This window comes from Streptomyces sp. NPDC102360 (assembly GCF_044766085.1).
Classification (GTDB): Bacteria; Actinomycetota; Actinomycetes; order Streptomycetales; family Streptomycetaceae; genus Streptomyces.
The window spans coordinates 44,020-59,999 of the sequence record NZ_JBIWLG010000002.1 but is presented as its reverse complement, the minus strand read 5'-3'; the positions used below and the strand labels follow the sequence as shown (position 1 = coordinate 59,999).

At 70.7% G+C, this 15,980-nt stretch carries 21 protein-coding genes; 20 read left to right on the top strand and 1 reads right to left on the bottom strand.

Features of this window, described 5'->3' with window-relative positions; all coding sequences use genetic code 11:
• Nucleotides 1-10: 10 nt before the first annotated feature.
• From ACIRHA_RS09890 to ACIRHA_RS09860, 7 genes are read left to right on the top strand one after another with little or no spacing between them, the layout of a single operon-like run.
• On the top strand, nucleotides 11-802 hold the full coding sequence (locus ACIRHA_RS09890) for an aminoglycoside phosphotransferase family protein (protein WP_403842379.1): 792 nt from the start codon (nucleotides 11-13) through the stop codon (nucleotides 800-802).
• Nucleotides 799-1,503, top strand: a complete 705-nt coding sequence (locus tag ACIRHA_RS09885; protein ID WP_403842376.1) for an SDR family oxidoreductase — start codon at nucleotides 799-801, stop codon at nucleotides 1,501-1,503. Before ACIRHA_RS09890 ends, ACIRHA_RS09885 begins: the two co-directional genes overlap by 4 nt.
• A 52-nt stretch (nucleotides 1,504-1,555) precedes the next feature.
• Nucleotides 1,556-2,569: a Gfo/Idh/MocA family protein gene (locus ACIRHA_RS09880; RefSeq protein WP_403842374.1), complete on the top strand. Its 1,014-nt coding sequence runs from the start codon at nucleotides 1,556-1,558 to the stop codon at nucleotides 2,567-2,569.
• Nucleotides 2,566-4,251, top strand: coding sequence for an HAD-IA family hydrolase (locus tag ACIRHA_RS09875; protein WP_403842372.1), 1,686 nt, complete (start codon nucleotides 2,566-2,568; stop codon nucleotides 4,249-4,251). Before ACIRHA_RS09880 ends, ACIRHA_RS09875 begins: the two co-directional genes overlap by 4 nt.
• A gap of 6 nt (nucleotides 4,252-4,257) precedes the next feature.
• Entirely contained in the window at nucleotides 4,258-5,331 is a 1,074-nt protein-coding gene (locus ACIRHA_RS09870) for a hypothetical protein (protein WP_403842370.1), read from the top strand.
• Nucleotides 5,332-5,368: 37 nt separating this feature from the next.
• A complete protein-coding gene (locus ACIRHA_RS09865) occupies nucleotides 5,369-5,809 on the top strand; it encodes an NUDIX pyrophosphatase (RefSeq protein WP_403842367.1) in 441 nt (146 codons plus the stop codon).
• Nucleotides 5,799-6,659, top strand: coding sequence for a phosphotransferase enzyme family protein (locus ACIRHA_RS09860; protein ID WP_403842364.1), 861 nt, complete (start codon nucleotides 5,799-5,801; stop codon nucleotides 6,657-6,659). The genes ACIRHA_RS09865 and ACIRHA_RS09860 overlap by 11 nt, the downstream gene beginning before the upstream one ends.
• A 117-nt stretch (nucleotides 6,660-6,776) precedes the next feature.
• Here the strand turns inward: ACIRHA_RS09860 and ACIRHA_RS09855 are convergent, their stop codons facing one another.
• A complete protein-coding gene (locus tag ACIRHA_RS09855) occupies nucleotides 6,777-6,983 on the bottom strand; it encodes a helix-turn-helix domain-containing protein (protein WP_403842361.1) in 207 nt (68 codons plus the stop codon).
• 198 nt (nucleotides 6,984-7,181) lie between these two features.
• Between ACIRHA_RS09855 and ACIRHA_RS09850 the strand changes: the two genes are divergently transcribed.
• From ACIRHA_RS09850 to ACIRHA_RS09790, 13 genes are all read left to right on the top strand, one after another.
• Nucleotides 7,182-7,337, top strand: coding sequence for a hypothetical protein (locus ACIRHA_RS09850; protein WP_403842359.1), 156 nt, complete (start codon nucleotides 7,182-7,184; stop codon nucleotides 7,335-7,337).
• The gene (locus ACIRHA_RS09845) at nucleotides 7,334-7,825 is read left to right on the top strand and encodes an ATP-binding protein (RefSeq protein WP_403842356.1); all 492 of its coding nucleotides are present in this window, start codon (nucleotides 7,334-7,336) and stop codon (nucleotides 7,823-7,825) included. Before ACIRHA_RS09850 ends, ACIRHA_RS09845 begins: the two co-directional genes overlap by 4 nt.
• 461 nt (nucleotides 7,826-8,286) lie before the next feature.
• Entirely contained in the window at nucleotides 8,287-8,661 is a 375-nt protein-coding gene (locus ACIRHA_RS09840; RefSeq protein ID WP_403842352.1) for a hypothetical protein, read from the top strand.
• A gap of 332 nt (nucleotides 8,662-8,993) precedes the next feature.
• Nucleotides 8,994-9,551, top strand: a complete 558-nt coding sequence (locus tag ACIRHA_RS09835) for a hypothetical protein (protein WP_403842349.1) — start codon at nucleotides 8,994-8,996, stop codon at nucleotides 9,549-9,551.
• A gap of 223 nt (nucleotides 9,552-9,774) precedes the next feature.
• Nucleotides 9,775-10,335: an SAF domain-containing protein gene (locus ACIRHA_RS09830; protein ID WP_403842347.1), complete on the top strand. Its 561-nt coding sequence runs from the start codon at nucleotides 9,775-9,777 to the stop codon at nucleotides 10,333-10,335.
• Complete coding sequence (locus ACIRHA_RS09825) at nucleotides 10,332-11,189, top strand: hypothetical protein (protein ID WP_403842345.1); 858 nt, start codon at nucleotides 10,332-10,334, stop codon at nucleotides 11,187-11,189. Before ACIRHA_RS09830 ends, ACIRHA_RS09825 begins: the two co-directional genes overlap by 4 nt.
• Nucleotides 11,186-12,535 (top strand): CpaF family protein, encoded by a 1,350-nt coding sequence (locus ACIRHA_RS09820; RefSeq protein WP_403842343.1) that lies wholly within the window; start codon nucleotides 11,186-11,188, stop codon nucleotides 12,533-12,535. The genes ACIRHA_RS09825 and ACIRHA_RS09820 overlap by 4 nt, the downstream gene beginning before the upstream one ends.
• Nucleotides 12,532-13,473: a type II secretion system F family protein gene (locus ACIRHA_RS09815; RefSeq protein ID WP_403842340.1), complete on the top strand. Its 942-nt coding sequence runs from the start codon at nucleotides 12,532-12,534 to the stop codon at nucleotides 13,471-13,473. The genes ACIRHA_RS09820 and ACIRHA_RS09815 overlap by 4 nt, the downstream gene beginning before the upstream one ends.
• A complete protein-coding gene (locus tag ACIRHA_RS09810) occupies nucleotides 13,470-14,369 on the top strand; it encodes a type II secretion system F family protein (RefSeq protein WP_403842337.1) in 900 nt (299 codons plus the stop codon). The genes ACIRHA_RS09815 and ACIRHA_RS09810 overlap by 4 nt, the downstream gene beginning before the upstream one ends.
• Before the next feature lie 78 nt (nucleotides 14,370-14,447).
• Nucleotides 14,448-14,651: a hypothetical protein gene (locus ACIRHA_RS09805; protein WP_403842334.1), complete on the top strand. Its 204-nt coding sequence runs from the start codon at nucleotides 14,448-14,450 to the stop codon at nucleotides 14,649-14,651.
• A gap of 24 nt (nucleotides 14,652-14,675) precedes the next feature.
• Nucleotides 14,676-15,062 (top strand): TadE family protein, encoded by a 387-nt coding sequence (locus ACIRHA_RS09800; RefSeq protein ID WP_403842331.1) that lies wholly within the window; start codon nucleotides 14,676-14,678, stop codon nucleotides 15,060-15,062.
• A complete protein-coding gene (locus ACIRHA_RS09795) occupies nucleotides 15,059-15,490 on the top strand; it encodes a TadE/TadG family type IV pilus assembly protein (protein ID WP_403842329.1) in 432 nt (143 codons plus the stop codon). The genes ACIRHA_RS09800 and ACIRHA_RS09795 overlap by 4 nt, the downstream gene beginning before the upstream one ends.
• A complete protein-coding gene (locus ACIRHA_RS09790; protein WP_403842326.1) occupies nucleotides 15,487-15,939 on the top strand; it encodes a pilus assembly protein TadG-related protein in 453 nt (150 codons plus the stop codon). The genes ACIRHA_RS09795 and ACIRHA_RS09790 overlap by 4 nt, the downstream gene beginning before the upstream one ends.
• Nucleotides 15,940-15,980 lie beyond the last annotated feature (41 nt).

Genomic DNA, 15,980 nt, shown 5'->3' with positions numbered 1-15,980 from the left:
GGATTACCTGGTGAAGCAGTATCAGCGTTGGGAACGGTTCGAGAGCGAGGTGCGTGCGCTGCGGATTCTCGATGCGCATGGCCTGAGCCCACTGCTCAGAGAAGCCTGTGCGGAACATTGCGCAGTCCGCATCGAGCGTGTGGCAGGGAAAACCCTCGCAGGGCCGCTCGTTGTCGGAAGCCCCGGTGAAGAGGGCGTGGGGGAGCGGCTGGGGCGGCTCGTGCGGCGGCTCCATGAGGTGCCGTCACTCGGCGGCGTCGGGCCGCTGAACACGCCGGTGACCGCCTCCTGGCAGGACTTCCTCCTGCCGCATCTCGACCGCCGTATCGAGGCCCTGCACCTTGCGGATCACCGCGCTGACAGGCTGCGGACGTGGTTCGCCGAGCGTATCGGCGACCTGACCGGTCAGGCTCCGGCGCCGCGCCTGCTGCACCACGACCTCAAGCCGGCCAACATCCTTGTACGCCCCGGCGGCAGCGTGATGCTGTGCGACTTCGACCAGGCGCGAGGCGGTGACCCGTTCAGCGACCTGGGAAAGCTGTGGTGGCGCACGTTCGACGCGCGCCCCGGCAGGGCGTGGTCGGCATTCCGGCAGTCGTACGGCGCCGATGCCCGCGAAAACGCCGACGACACCATCCGCTTCTACCTCGTCGTGCACTGCCTCGGTGCCCTGGCCTACTGGCACGACTACGCCCGCCCCCGGTACTTCCGCCACGCGCGGTCCGCCGCGCACCTGATCACCCAACACACGGGCACCCATTGCCCGTTGGAAACCCGGGAGCCGGAGAGGAGTCCGTGGTGAACCAGAACTCACCCCGCACCGTCATCATCGGCGCAAGCAGCGGCTTCGGCGCCGCCCTCGCCGAGCACCTGGCCGCGGCCGACCACCGCGTGCTCGCCGGTTCACGACGCGAGCGCCCCTCGACTACATCGTTACGGCACGTCCGCCTCGACGTCTCCTGCGCGCAGTCCGTCAGCGACTTCGCACAGGCAGCCGACGCCCACCTCGGCGGGCAACTCGACGGCCTGGTCTTCTGCGCATCCGACTCCGGAGCCGTGGCCCGAGCCTGGGAGGTGAACACGGAGGACGCTGCCCGCCTCCTCGATATCTCGCTCCTCGGCTTCGTACGGATCGTCAACGCCTTCGTCCCCACGATGAAGAACTCCGGCCGAGGCAGCATCGTGTGCGTCGGCTCCCAGGCCGCCCGCACATGCCTCGGCCTCCTCTCCGTCTACGGCGCCGCCAAGGCCGGCCTGGAGCACTACACCCGATGCCTCGCCCACGAACTGCACGGCACCGGCGTACGCGCCAACGTCATCGGCATCGCCGCCGAGACCGATCTCGCGCAAACCCACCGAGCGGCGAAAGCCGAGCTCAGAGGCCGCCCGAGTACGCACCCGCCCCTTCCACCGGTGGCGGACAACCTGCCGCTTGCCCGCTGGCTCCTCAGCGACGACGCCGCGCACATCACCGGCCAGACGATCGAGGCCCGCCTCCCGTGACCGCCGGAGCGCCCAGCCGTACAACGCCTCCCCCTTCCCCAGGAGTCCCGAAATGCCCCTGTCCATAGGTGCCATCGGCTTCGGCCGCCACTTCCGCCGCAGCCTCCTGCCCAACCTCCTCGGCTGCGAGCGTTTCGCCCTGTCCGCCGTCGCGGAGAAGGACCTGGCGACTCGCGCAGAGGCCACCGCCTGCTTCCCCCATCTCCCCGTACTGAACGACGCGAAGGAGATCTTCGACAGTGAGGTCGACGCGGTCCTGATCAGCACCCACCCCGCCGGCCACGTCGAACTGACCCGCGCCGCACTGCACGCCGGAAAGCACGTCTTCGTGGAAAAGCCGCTCGGTACAGACCCGCAGGCCGTACGAGAGTTGGGCGTTCTGGCCCGCCGGACCAACAAGGTGGTCGCGGTCGGCACCATGTGGCGGCACGCCCCCGCGCACCGCCTGGTCGACCAGTGGCTCACCGAGCATCAGGCCACCGTCCGCCTCCTGGACATCGCGGTCACGTTCCCCGCCGTGTACGCCCGCGACGGCTGGGACCTCGGCGCGGAGGAACTCGCCTTCTACGACATGTTCATCCACCCCATCGACTGGGCCCGCCATCTCCTCGGCGACGTCGGGCACATCGACGCCGTACGTCTCGCCGCAACCCGGCCCGGCGAAGTCGCCACCTCCCTCCGCCTCCTCAACCCGGCCGGAGACGCCGCCGCGACCATCAACGCAGCCACCGGATCACACGCCTACCAGGTCTCCGCCTGGCTCCACACCACCACCGGCGACCTCATCGAGGTGGACACCAAGGACCGCCTCCGCGTGACCACCGCACCCACCTGGTCCGGCACCGAAGGCTCACTGCGCGACCGCGCAACGCTCGGCTGGGAGGCCGGCCAGCTCTACCGAGGATGGGCGAGGAAGGGGTACGCAGAAGAGCTCGCCGCCTTCGCCGACCGCATCGAGTCGTGCACCGCAACCGGCGACCCCGAGGGCGATGAACTCGAAGGAACCGCACGCACGTTGGAGATAATCGGCCGCTGTCTCGCGCCTTCGGGAGGAGCGGTCGCATGACCATCCTCCCGGCACCAGCCGAAGACCCCTGGGCCGGCATCTCCGCGCTCCTCCTGGACTTCGACGGCGTCATCATCGACACCGAGTACGCCCACTACCTCGCGTGGCGCGAGGTGTTCGGCGAGCACGGCCTGTGGCTCGCCACCGACACCTGGGCCCAACACTGGGCCGCCGGACGCGGACCCGCCGCCGACCCCAAGCCCCCGTTCACGGACGTACTCGCGGCCCGCCTGGGGAGACGACTTGGTCACCCGGCCGCCGTGACCGGCCAAGTACGGGAGCGCTACGTCGCGTTGCGCGACGCCCTGCCCCTTCGGCCGGGAATCGCCGCCTGGATCATGGACGCTGCCCGCCGCGGAGTCCGATGCGCCGTAGTGACCGATGGAGAACAGGCACATGTGACGGCGGTCCTTGGCAAGTTCGGCCTGACGGATGCCGTCACGGACATCGTCGGCCGAAAGCCCGGACGAGCGCCCAAGCCCGCGCCCGACAGCTACCTCGCCGCGCTCGCCGACCTGGCCGTGGACGCTGGGAAGGCCATCGCCATCGAGGACTCCCCGCACGGCATCGCCGCCGCCCGAGCTGCCGGTCTCCGCGTGCTCATCACACCGAACAAGGTCACCTCGACACTCCTCGTCCCCACCCCGGACACCGCGATCGTGAACCCCCAACTCGTCCCCATGAGCCGGGCGCTCGTGCTCCTCGAAACCAGTCCGAGCCCGCGTCCGCCCTCAGTCCCGCCTCCCGCCGTGCCCCGCATCCGGTCCTGCCTCGCCGGTATCGGCCTCGGCGACGCCCTGGGAAAGATCATCGACAAGCGTGCCCGGGATGCACTCGACCCCGAGACGCATCACCTGCTGGACGCCTTCGCCACCGGCGAAGCCCCACCGGCCGCCTTTACCGGCCGCATCACCGATGACACCGTCCTGACCTTGGCCTTCGCCCACTCGATCGCCAAACACGGCCACGCCCACCGCGACGCCCTCGAAGCCGAGCTCCGCCGCCTCAACCCGAACGGAGGCCGCCAGATATACAAACTCCGCGCTTCCGGCGCCCCGTTCCACGTCGCCACAGACGGCGACACCAACGGCTGCGTCCCCCGTGCGGCCGCCATCGCCTGCCTCCACACTCCCGACGAACCCGGCGAACTCTGCTACGACACCATCAAGTCGGCCACCCTCACGCACGCCGCCCCGGACGCCGTCATGGCCGCGCTGCTCTTCGCGCTCGCGGTCAGCCACGCCGTCGTGGGCGAACCACCCGAGGCGGCAACCCACGCCATCCGCACCAACCTGCCGAGCCTGGTCCGCATCGCGGGCGGGGGCCGCAGCGCAGCCGAAGCGGTCCTCGCCCACAGCAACCCGCCTGGTCCGCGCTCCATAGCTGCCCACATCGACAGCCTGGACGACTCCCTCGGATTCGACGTACGAGCCCGCTCCTCGGCGATCGCCGGCATCTGCCTCGGCCTGTCCGGCATCCCGCCGCACGACTTCGTACCCGTACTCCTGCGCCGCCCGCGCGGAGGCGACCTCGACTCGGTCACCGCCATCGCCTGCGGCCTCGCCTACGCCTTCGCACCGCAGAACCTGCCGGAGGCGTGGACCACGCGTGTCGAGCAGTACGCGAACACCTCGTTGGCACAAGTCGCGCTCGCGCTGGACGCTCTTCGGCCCGGGAGGTGAGACGAGATGAGAACGACGGAGGCGGAGATCGAGGACTGGTTCCGTACGAACCTGGAGACAGTACGGGCCACGGGGACGCGGTACGTCCTCGCCACCATGGCGGGCTCGGTGGAAATCCTGTCCGACGTGCAGACCGCGCCGCCGTCCACTTGGCCCGCGGCACGCAGGTGCGCCGGCCCGCCCTTCGCGACCGTGGCGCTTACCAGCAACCCGCCTCCGAGGGCAGCGGACCGCCTCCTCGACGCCCCGTCCGCACAGCGAAGTGACCACAACGGCCGTGGAGCATTCCCCGTGCGATGGTCACCAGGCCGGATCTGGACGGCGCGCTACGCCGACGGTCCATTCGCCGTACGCGAAGGCAACCGCCTGGTCGTCTCATTCACGGACACCACCGAAGCCCGGCGATGGACGGACCGGATCCTGCGTGAGCTCCTCATCCACGGCGGCCGTCGCTACGGCTTCCGCCTGTGCCATGGTGCGGCCCTCGAACTCGGCGACGGCGGACTGCTGATCACCGGCGAGAGCGGAGCAGGCAAGACCGACCTGGCCCTGAAACTGGCCCGCGCCCTCGCCGCCCCGATCGCGACGGTCGACCGCGGAACGATGGGCTACCACCACGGCCGACTCTGCATCGGAACCCTGCCCTTCGGAATGAACATCCACCACGCCACCCTCACCGACCTCGACTGCACTGCCCCCGAGCTCGCCACCCGCTACCCGCCCATCGCGGGTAAGCACTACCTCACCCCACAGGACGCGGAACTCTGGTGCGGCATCACACGCACCCCCTGGACACGGATCACCTGCGTCGTGCAGGTCGTACGGTCGACCACCCGTACCCGCTGGCGCCCCCTGTCGTCGGAGGAAACGTCCGACGCCGCGGCTACTGCCGACACGTCGGCCACCGACCCCGGCTACCAGACGGACTGGCTCGGCCTCTCGCCTCGGACCCCGCCGCCCCCACCAGCCTTCGACGGCCTCAACGCCGGATGGTCCCTCCACTACCGTCCGGACCACCCGCTGCCCCAGGAATGGCTCACCGACCTCAAGCGCGTCATCCTCCCGGCCACCCCGTCGTAGGTGCGCTATGAAAGACCAAGATCCCGGAAGGTGAACCATGACGACCAAATACAGCATCGAGTGCTGGATCATCGCTCCCGACCAGAGCGTCCTCCTGCTCCAGGTTCCTGCCCGGCCGGGCAAACACACAGCGTTCTGGCAGCCGGTGACCGGCGGCATCGAGGCCGGAGAGAGCCCTCAGCAGGCCGTACTCCGCGAAATCTCCGAAGAGACCGGCCTGCGCCTCACCCTCGACGACGTACGCGAGATCACCACTGGCCTCGACGTCGTCATCTCCCCGGACCTGACGGTCAGCAAGACACTCTTCCTCGCCCGGACCCCCACCCTGGACGTCGTCACCAACCCCGACGAGCACCAGGACCACCAGTGGACCGAACCCGCCCTGGTCCCCGAAGCCCTCTACTGGGACAGCAACCGCGAAACCTGGGCCATGATCCAGAAGCACCTCGCCGCCACCGGAACCGGCCATGACGCGTGACCTCCGCGCGCAGATCGGCACCGCCGTCGGCTGCGACCTCGTACCCCTCACCCACGACCAGAAGCACAACAACACCCACTTCCGCGGCGACCGCGACGGCGTCCCGACCCTGTTCATCAAGGTCACCGACAGCCCCCGCAGCTACACCACCGAAGTCGGCGCCCACACGCTCTTGCACACCCGGGACCTCCCCACGCCGACCCTCCACGCGCATGGCGACCTCGGCCTGAACCGACACTGGCTTGCCTACGCCTGGCATGACTTCACCCCCTTCGCCGCGACCCCCGAATCGGTAGAAGAAGCAGGCCGCCTCCTCGGCCGTCTCCACACCGCCACCCGCGGCGAGAGCAGCCCGCATCTGCGCACGCACGACGCGATCCCGAACCTCATCGATGCGAAGATCGCTCTCGTAGCCGAGTTCGATGCCCCGCTCGCCCGACGCATCAGAGCCCTTCGCGACAAACTCCTCAGCACCCCTGCCGCAGCGCACCTCGGCGATGAACGCTGCCTCCTTCACGGCGACATGGGCTGGCGCAACCTCCATCTGGACGCCGACGGCAGCCTCTGGATCTTCGACTTCGAGCACGCGGCCATCGGCCACCCCCTCCTCGACTTCGCCAAGCTGTGGGACCGCGAACTCGACTCCCCGCAGGTCCGGTCACTCTTCCTCGACGGTTACCGCAAAGAGCAGCGAGAGGTCCCGATCGACACCGCTGCCATCGGAGCCGTACGCCTCTGGGCCGCCGCCGGAATCTTCCCGTACGCCCGCCCGCGCGATGACCAAGACTTCGAGCAGCACGCGTACTTGATCCTTGAGCGTCTGGAGCGGGAGGTGAGTGGACGCCCATGAAGGTCCCAAGGCGATGAGCTGGGGCGCTCGCTAACGCGCACAGGCCGTAGCGATCTGGAACATGCATCACAACTGTCGCCGACCCCACGGCGCTGCCGACGGTCGCCCGCCTGCCACTCAACTCGCGACGGGTGTCAGCGCTTCCATCCCGCCCTCGCGCCACTCTCTGCGCCACCTGTCCACCTGGCGCTCCCCGACCTGCAATTCACGCGCGCCGTCCGCGGTCTTCTCCCCGCGCGCGAACCGCTCCGCTGCCTCCAGCCTCAACTGTTCCCGGGCTGCCTGCCGCTTCGGCGTCAGCCCTCCTCCCTGCGAGTGCCTCATGCTTCCGGCATACCGTTGGCGGGGGACGTCCGTGAGCGGAACCGAGCAGCGCACTGCGCCGAACAGGGAGGTGCTCCGGAGAGGTTCACGCACCACTCCGACAATCGCGATCAACTCTCTGACCAGGGCTTCCGCTCTTGCGGTGGTCGATGGCGGGATGGGGGCGGAACCCGTTGACGCGATCATCGGAGGTACTCCGTGTTCCTGTCCCTGCCGCTTACCGGCACCCTGCTGCTCTGCGCCGGTTCGGCCTCTGTCGGCTATCTCACCAGCGCCCTGCACGACACGCTCGCGCCCGGCGGCGGGCGCCACCGCCGTACCCGCCGCATTCTCCCCTGGGGCGGAGCGCGATGAGCGCGCCGCCGCCGGGCACCACCGTGACCCTGCACGCATGGAACGACGGCGACGAGCACGCGCCGGGCGCGGCCCGCCGGGCCCTCCAGGGAGCGCTCGCGGAGCTGCACGTCACGGGGGAGCCCGCGGACGATGTCACCCTGGCTGTAGGCGAGTTGATCGCGAACGCGGTGGAGCATGCCACCGGCCCGTACGTCCTGAACCTGCGTCGCACGGGCCGTGACGTCCTGTGTGAAGTCCACGACACGAGCCGGTCCCTACCGCGACCGGCTGCCACTGAGCCTCTCCATGAACTCTTCGCGCCCTGTGAGGAAGGGCGTGGCGGAGGCCTCGACGCGATCAGCGCGGTGCTGGCCGAGCGCGGGCGAGGTCTGCGGATCGTTGACGAGCTGAGCGGTGGCTGCTGGGGAGCGCGGCAGACGCGCTCCGGGAAGTGCTGCTGGATCGCCATTCCCGCGTCCTTCAGGGGGAGTTGGGGAGTCGCGTAGCGCCGGTGCTGTGCCCCTGTCATCGGGTCGGTAGCTCTTTCGGGGTGGCGGGTGGGGCGGGTGTTGTCCTGTCGGGCGGGGCCTGTAGCTCGTTCGAGCGACAGGTTCCGCTTTCTTCGTACGGCCGGTGCTCAGGCGGAGGACTGTCAAGCCACGGGGCAGATTATTACCCTCCGTGTCGTGGTTGCTGGGTGGAGCGCGGGCTGGTTCCAGAGGCATTCCATGGCGGTACGTCTTGGGTCCGACGCGTGATGTGACTGGGGGGGGGGCGAGTGGGCATGGTTCGTCTGCGGATGAATGCGTTGCTGGCTGGGGTGGGAGTGGCTGCGGCCGGTGTCGCGCTGTTGGGCGGTTGTTCGGACGGTGGGGCAGAGGCGCGGCGCCTGCCGGAGGTGGTGACGGAGTCCCCGGCGTCGACTGGAACTGACAGCAGTGAAAGTCCAGTTCAGGGAGACAAGGCGGTGGCCGCCTACCGGGCCATGTGGCACGACTTGACTGTCGCCTCGGAGACTTCGGATGCCTCCTCTTCGCTGCTCAATGATCACGCGCGCGGTGACGCTGTAGCGCTCATGAAGTTCGGGCTGAAGAAGTCGAAGGCCGAAGGGGTCGTCGGCAAGGGGCGTGTCCGGCTGGCTCCGGAGGTGGTGACGGCCACCGGGGGCAAGGTGACGTTGCGTGACTGCGTGGACAGTAGGCGCTGGTTGCAGTACCGCCTCGACGGCCGGTTGAAGAATGACGTTCCGGGCGGCCACCACAAGGCGGACGCCACTGTCGAGAACGTCGACGGGAGCTGGCGCGTTTCGCGGTTCTACCTGGGCAAGGCGGGGTCGTGTTGACCGCGCGCCGCGTCGCGGGAGGAGTCGTGGTGATGGTTCTCGCGGGGGCGGTGGTGGCCGTTGCGCCGGGAGCTGCGGTTGCGGACGGCGACACCGAATTCTTTGTAGAGGCTCCCTGCGCACAGGGGGAGTGTGCGCCGAAGGCCAAGAGTGTGCGGAAGACGCAGCCGGCTCGGTCGGTGGGGTCTCACGGTTCCCCGAGTGGTTCGGCGGGGGCACGCCAGTCCTCCTCTGGTGGGGGCTACGCGAGGAAGGCGGGGGGTGGGGCTCCTGGTGGGGTGCCGACCGTTGATTCGTCGGGGTGTGAGTACCGGCCTGCCGCAGGACTGTGCGTGTTGCCGCAGTTTGGGGGCGACGACATGGACGCCGAGGCTCCGCCGAAGCGTGCGGGCGAGGGTGACGCGGGCAAGGTCGTCCCCGTGGAGGTTGTTGTTCAACAGGCCGTCGGCAAGCTGAAGTTGCCTCGGCCGGAGATTCGTACCAGCCCGGACGAGGACTTCGTCCAGATCGTTCATGTGCCGACGTGGATGTGGCTGGAGCACAAGCAGTGGAAGCCGGTCAGTGCCTCGGCTTCCGTGCAGGGGCTGACGGTCACGGCGACGGCTCGGCCCCGACGCACGGTGTGGTCGATGGGGGACGGGGCGCGTGTGACGTGTACCGGGCCGGGGACCGCGTACTCGGCTTCGTACGCGCCGAAGTCGCCGTCGCCGGACTGTGGCCACATCTATCGGCGGGCGTCCGTACCGGGTCCGGCGTTCGTGCTGTCCGTGCAGGCCGTCTGGGATGTGACCTGGCACGGGGGCGGTCAGGGCGGGGTCGTGCCGGGGCTCGTCATGGACGCACAGCGGGAGGTGGTCGTGGATGAGGTGCAGGGCGTCGTGACGAGCTGACGCTCCTGGTGTGACGGTGCGGCCCGCGACAGGGCGGGGCGGCCGGTGTTCAGCGGAAACTTCCTTGATCGTGAGGTGAGTTGTGGGTACCCCCATGCCTTCTTCAGTGAAACAGAGTGCTCGATTCGGTGTGCCAAGGGCGCGTGGTGCGGGGCCGGGAAGCCGGCCGGCGACGGGCGGTGGGCGGCGTCGCCTGGGGTGGCTGTGGGCCGGGATCGGGGCGGTGACGGTCTCGGCTGTCGGCTTCGCCCTGGTCGCGTCCGAGGTCGGCGGGCGGACGGAGGTGCTGATGGTCGGGCGGGACGTACCGGCGGGGCACGCGATCAGACCGGCTGATCTACGGGTCGTCGAGGTGGCGGCCGAGACGGGCGTGGTGCCCGTCGCGGACCGGGGCATGGTGCTGGGGCGCCGAGCTCAGATCCCTCTGGTGAAGGGGGCGTTGCTTGCTTCCGGTCAGGTAGGGGCGCGGTCGGAGTTCCCGCCGAAGGGGCTTTCGCAGGTGGCGGTCGCCGTGGAGGCGGGCGGTGCGCCGCCGGGCGTCACGCGCGGGGACAGGGTCGCGCTGGTGGCGGGTCCGGATGCCGCCGGGGCGGCGGACGGCGGGGACGACGCGAAGGGGCCCGACAGTGTGGTGGGCACGGTGGCCGGGGTGCGGGCGGCCGAGTCGGCGGGCGGGCCTCGGGTGGTGAGCGTGCTGGTGGAGACCGCCGCCGCGCTGCGGGCCGCGCAGTTGGAGCATCCGCGGGTGCTGGTCCTTTCGGTTCAGGGGCGTGAGGCGCCGTGAGCCGACGCATCGTGGTGGTCGCCTCGATGGCGGGGGCGCCGGGAGTGACGACGTGCGCGGTGGCGCTCGCGGCGGCGTGGCCGGTGGCGGTGGATGGCGGGGTGCGTCCGGTGGTGGTGGAGGCCGATGTGTCCGGCGGCGATCTCATGATCCGGTTCGGGCTTCCCGACGCGCCGTCGCTGCTGGACGTTGCTTCTTCGGCGGGGCGGGATCAGCCGGGCTCGCTGCTCGGTGCGGTGAGTGAACTCCCTTGCGGCGTACGGGTCGTGGCCTCGGTGCCCGGGCGCGGTGCCTGCCGGGGAGCTGTGCGCCTGCTGGCCGGGGAAAGCGGGCGGCGGGTGCTGCGCGGTGACGACACGGACACGGGCACTGTGCTGCTGGATGTCGGCCGGGCCGGCGACGACACCGAGCCGCTGATACAGGACGCCGACCAGGTCGTGCTCGTGACCCGGGGCGGGCCCGAGGCCCTGACTCAGGTGTCCACGTGCGGCCTTGACCCCCGTGCGTATGCCGGGCGGCTCACCCTGCTCGTCGTCGGGCCCTGCCCGTATCCGGCGGGGGAGATCGCCGACGTTCTGAGGATGCCGCGCGTGGTGGTGTGGCCGTGGGACGCCCGGAGTGTCGCCGCGCTGAGCGGGGCCGGGCGGATGCGGCCGAGGACCGCGGGACCGCGTGCCCGGCCGCTCATGGCTGCCACCGATGAGCTCGTGCGCCGGCTGACGGGTGCACAGGGTCTGGCAGCCCGGGTGGGCGGGCGCGCCCAGGAAGCGCAGGGACGCGGCGGCGGGCCGGGCGAGGCTCACTGGTCGCGAGTCGGGCTCGTCGAGGTCCCCGGAGAAGGGAGCAGCCGGTGAACGGACAGTGGGGGCCCGGTGGTTCGGGTCATGGGGGTACGGAGAGCGCGTTGGCGGCCGTGGTGCGCCAGCGGGTGGTGGCCCGTCTTGAAGCGCACGCGGGTGAACGCGAACAGGCAGGCCTGGAACCCGAGGGCGAAGCCGAGCGGCGCATCACGGTGGAGCGCATGCTGACGGAGGAACTCGACGCGCAGCGCCGCACCGGGCTGGCCCAGCGCGGCAGCGTTCTCGACACGGCGGTGGAGGAGCGGATCGCGCAGGCGGTGACGGATGCGCTGTTCGGCACCGGCGGACTGCAACGGCTCCTGTCCGACGAGTCGTTGGAGAACATCTGCGTCAACGGCTGCGACGTGGTGTGGGTCAAGAACGCCGACGGACGATGGCGCAGGGAAGCCCCGGTGGCCGCCTCGGACGCCGAGCTGGTGGAGCTGGTGCGTACGCTCGCCGCGCATGCGGGCGGCGAGGAGCGGCGCTTCGACCGCGGAATGCCGCGCCTCAACCTGCAACTACCGGACGGTTCACGGCTGTTCGCGGTCATGGCCGTGACCGGGCGGGTCTCCCTGACCATTCGGCGACATCGCTTCCCGGCGACCTCGATGGGCGAGCTGGTCCGCCTGGGCGTGTGCGATCCGGAGATGGCCGGTCTGCTGGGTGCGCTGGTGCGGGCGCGCAAGAACGTCGTTGTCGGCGGCGGTACGAACGTGGGCAAGACCACCGTGCTGCGTGCCCTGGCGAGTGAGATTCCGTCCGTTGAGCGGCTGGTGACGATCGAGGACACCTTCGAACTCGGCCTGGACACGGACGACGTGACGCATCCGAACGTGGTGGCCATGCAGGCCCGCGAGCCGAACATCGAGGGGCAGGGTGGCATCGATCAGGCGGAGCTGGTCCGCTGGGGGCTGCGAATGTCCCCGGACCGGGTGATCGTCGGCGAGATCCGCGGGGCCGAGGTCATCCCGATGTGCAACGCCATGTCGCAAGGCAACGACGGCTCCCTGTCCACCATCCACGCCTCCACCTCACGCGGGGTGTTCACCAAGTTCGCCTCGTACGCGGCCCAGTCACCGGAACGGCTGTCGCTGGAGGCGACGAACCTGCTCGTGGCCTCCGCGGTGCACTTCGTGGTGCACCTGGGCTGGGACACGAAGGGCTGCCGGGTCGTCGACTCGGTGCGCGAGGTGATCGACGCGGACGGGCCGCAGGTCGTCTCCAACGAGGTCTACCGGCCCGGCCCTGACGGGCGCGCGGTCGCGGGCGCTCCGCTGCGCAGCGAGACGGCCACCGACTTGGTGGCGGTCGGCTGGGACGCGCAGGCGGCAGCCGACCGAAGGTGGGGATCGGCATGAGCACACTGATCGGAACCGACTTGCCGCTCACCGGCGTGAGCGTGGGGCTCGGTGTGCTGTGCGGGCTCGGCGCGGTGGCGGTGGTCTACGGAGCGACGCGGCACCACGTGCGCGACAGCCGGGGCGGGGTGCGGCGTACCTTCGCCGAGCGGCTGCCGCGGAGCTGGACGGCCCGACGCGTCGTCATCGCCGTGACCGGCGGGGCACTGGCGGGCACGCTGACAACCTGGCCGGTGGCGGCCGTGCTCACCACCGTCGCCATGCTCACCCTGCCGGGCCTGCTCGGCCCGGACCGGGCGGCGGCCCGGCGCACCGAGCGCATGGAGGCGCTCGCGGCCTGGACGGAGATGCTGCGCGACACCCTCTCCGCCGCCGCGGGCCTGGAACAGGCCGTGCTCGCCACCTCGGACATCGCCCCGGCCGCCCTCGAAGACAATCTGCGGGAACTGGCCGCCGCCGTCCGCGCCGGACGGCCCCTGCCGGCGGCGCTGCGCGACTTCGCCGAGCAGGCCGACGACCCGCTCGCCGACGTGGTGGTCGCCGCGCTGGTGATGGCCGCCGAACAGCAGGCCAGCAAACTCGGACCACTCCTGGGCGAGTTGGCCGACTCCGTTCGCGAACAGGTCGCCATGCGCCAGCGCATCGACGCCGGCCGCGCGAGCATCCGCACCGGCGTACGGGTCACCGTCGGTGTCACCGCGGCCATGGCCGTCGGTCTCGTGGTCTTCAACCGCCCCTACCTCGCCCCGTTCGACACCGTCACCGGGCAGCTAGTCCTGGCCGTGGTGGGGGCGCTGTTCGCCGCCAGCTTCACCTACCTCACCGCCATCAGCCGTATCGAAGAACCCCTACGCCTCATCGCCCCCGCTCCAGCGTCCGCCCCGGCGGGCGCCGGTGACGGGGCAAGCGGCGAGGCGGGGACAGGAGGCACACGATGATCGTCATGCTGCTCGGGGCACTCTTCGGCGCCGGAGCGGTCGCCCTCGCCTACGGGCTGCGGCCGGTGCGGGCCCCGCTCGCCGACGTGGTGGCCGTCACCCGGACACAAGAACCCGTCACGCCGTCCCCTTCGCGGGCCGCCGTCGAGGCGGAGTGGGCTACCCGGCTGGGGCGCCGGGTGGTTCCGCTGGTGCGGGCACTTGGCTTCCCGACCGCCGCGCTGCGCCAGGACCTGGCCGTGTGCGGCCTGGACGAGGAACAGCACCTGGCGGGCAAGGCGGTGTCCGCGATCGCGGGCCTCGCCGCGCCCTGGGCGGTCGTCGTGGTGCTGCGGCTGGGCGCGGGGGTGGGATCGGGCTGGTGGGTGCCGCTGGCCGGCTCGCTCGCCCTGGCCGTGATCCTGTTCTTCGTCCCCGACCTGGACGTCCGCCAGCAGGCGCTGCGTCGACGCCGCGAGATGCGGCACACCCTCAGCCTCGTCCTCGACCTCACCGTGATCGCACTGGCCGGCGGGGCAGGTATCCAGCAGTCCCTGACCCAGGCCATCGAGGCACCCAAGAGCTGGGCGGCCGCCAAACTGCGCCACGCGCTCAGCGTCTCGCGCCTCACCCGGACCAGCCCATGGCCCCATCTCGGGGATTTGGGGAAGCAGTTGGGCGTATCCGACCTGACCGAGCTCGCCTCCACGCTCAACCTCGCGGGCAGCGAAGGAGCCAAGATCCGTGCCTCGCTCGCTGCGAAGGCTCGTGCCATGCGACGGCGCCGCATCTCGGAGGCCGACGGGCAGGCGCAGGCGGCGACCGAGCGGATGTCGCTGCCCGTGGTGGGCCTGTTCGCCGCGTTCCTCCTGCTGATCGGGTATCCGGCGCTCGCCCATGTCACCGCCATCGGATAGCGGATAGCGGACAGCGACCGCTGAAGCCGTCATCGCCGTACCTCCAGACCACACGAAGACACCGAGGAGAACACCGACATGACCCAACTCGACACGCTGGCCCGGATGCTGCGCGCTCACTTCGCCGACCTGCGCCACCAGATCAAGGAACGCGGGGACGCGGGCTACACCACCGAGACGATCATCGTCACCGCGTTGCTGGCGATCCTGGGGCTGACCGTGGTGGGCGTCATCGTCGCCAAGGTCACCGCCAAGGCCAACGGCATCGACCTCGGGCGGTAGACCGTGCGTGCACTGTGGCGCCGGATGCGGGAGGACCGCGGGGCCGCGTCGATGCAACTCGTCCTCGTCACCCCGGCACTCATGCTCACGGCCCTGCTCATCGTGCAGCTCGCCCTGACCTGGCACGCCCGGCACATCGCCGAGTTCGCCGCCCAGCGCGGCCTGGCGGCAGCCCGGGTGGAGGACGGCAGCGCCGGCGACGGCGACGCGCAGGCGAGGCACAGCCTCGACGCACTGGGCAGCCGCGTGCTGAACGGCCCGTCCGTCGCCGTCACCCGCACCTCCGCGCACACCGTGGTGCGGGTGAACGGCACCGTGATGGCGGTGGTACCGGGCCTGCATCTGCACGCATCCGGTACGGCCTCCGGCGCCACCGAGAAGATCACCCTGCCCACCGGAGCCCGGCCATGACCGGGCGGACGCGGCTGGCCGGCAGCGACCGGGGCTCCGCAGCGGTCGAACTCGTGCTGCTCACACCGCTGTTGGTGCTCGTGATGCTGGTCGTGGTGGCCTTCGGGCTGCTCGCCGACGCCCGCCTGGTGGTGAACGACGCCGCTCACCAGGCGGCCCGCGCCGCCTCCCTGGCCCGTACCGAAGGCGCGGCGAGGAGCGACGCCCAGAAAGCGGCGCGCGCCGCATTGCACGCGGCCGGAGCGTCCTGCGCCCACCCACAGGTGCGCGTGCGTACGGGGCATCTCCAGCCCGGTGCCACGGTCACGGCCCACGTGACCTGTACTGCGGATCTGGGCCACCTGAGCGGCACCGGGCTTCCTGGACACGTGCCGGTGGACGGCACCGCGTACTCAGTCATCGACACCTATAGGAGCGCCATCTCATGAACCCTCTTCGGGCCCGGCTGCGTGCAGCCGGTGGCCTGATCGCGGCCGGGGACGACCGGGGACAGGTCACCGCGTTCGTCGTCGGCATCCTCGCGGCGTTGTGGCTGTTCGCCGGGATCGTCGTCGACGGCGGCCTCGCCCTGGCCGGCAAGTCCCAGGCCATGGACGTCGCACAGGAAGCCGCACGCACCGGCGCCCAGCAGCTGGATGTCGGTCGCCTGCGCCGTACCCACGGCGCCGAAGTCCGCCTCCTGCACGGCGAAGCCGCCCACGCGGCCCGATCGCACGTGGCCGCCACCGGCGACTCGGGCACGGCCGCCGTGCACCAGGACGCGGTCACCGTACAGGTCACCCACCGCCAGCCCACCCAGATCCTGTCACTCATCGGCATCGACACCCTCACCGTGCACGCGAGTGCCACCGCGCACGCCGAACGCGCCACCCAGTAAGCCCCGTTCACGACAGCGCGGGTCGCGCTCGGAAGCCCCCA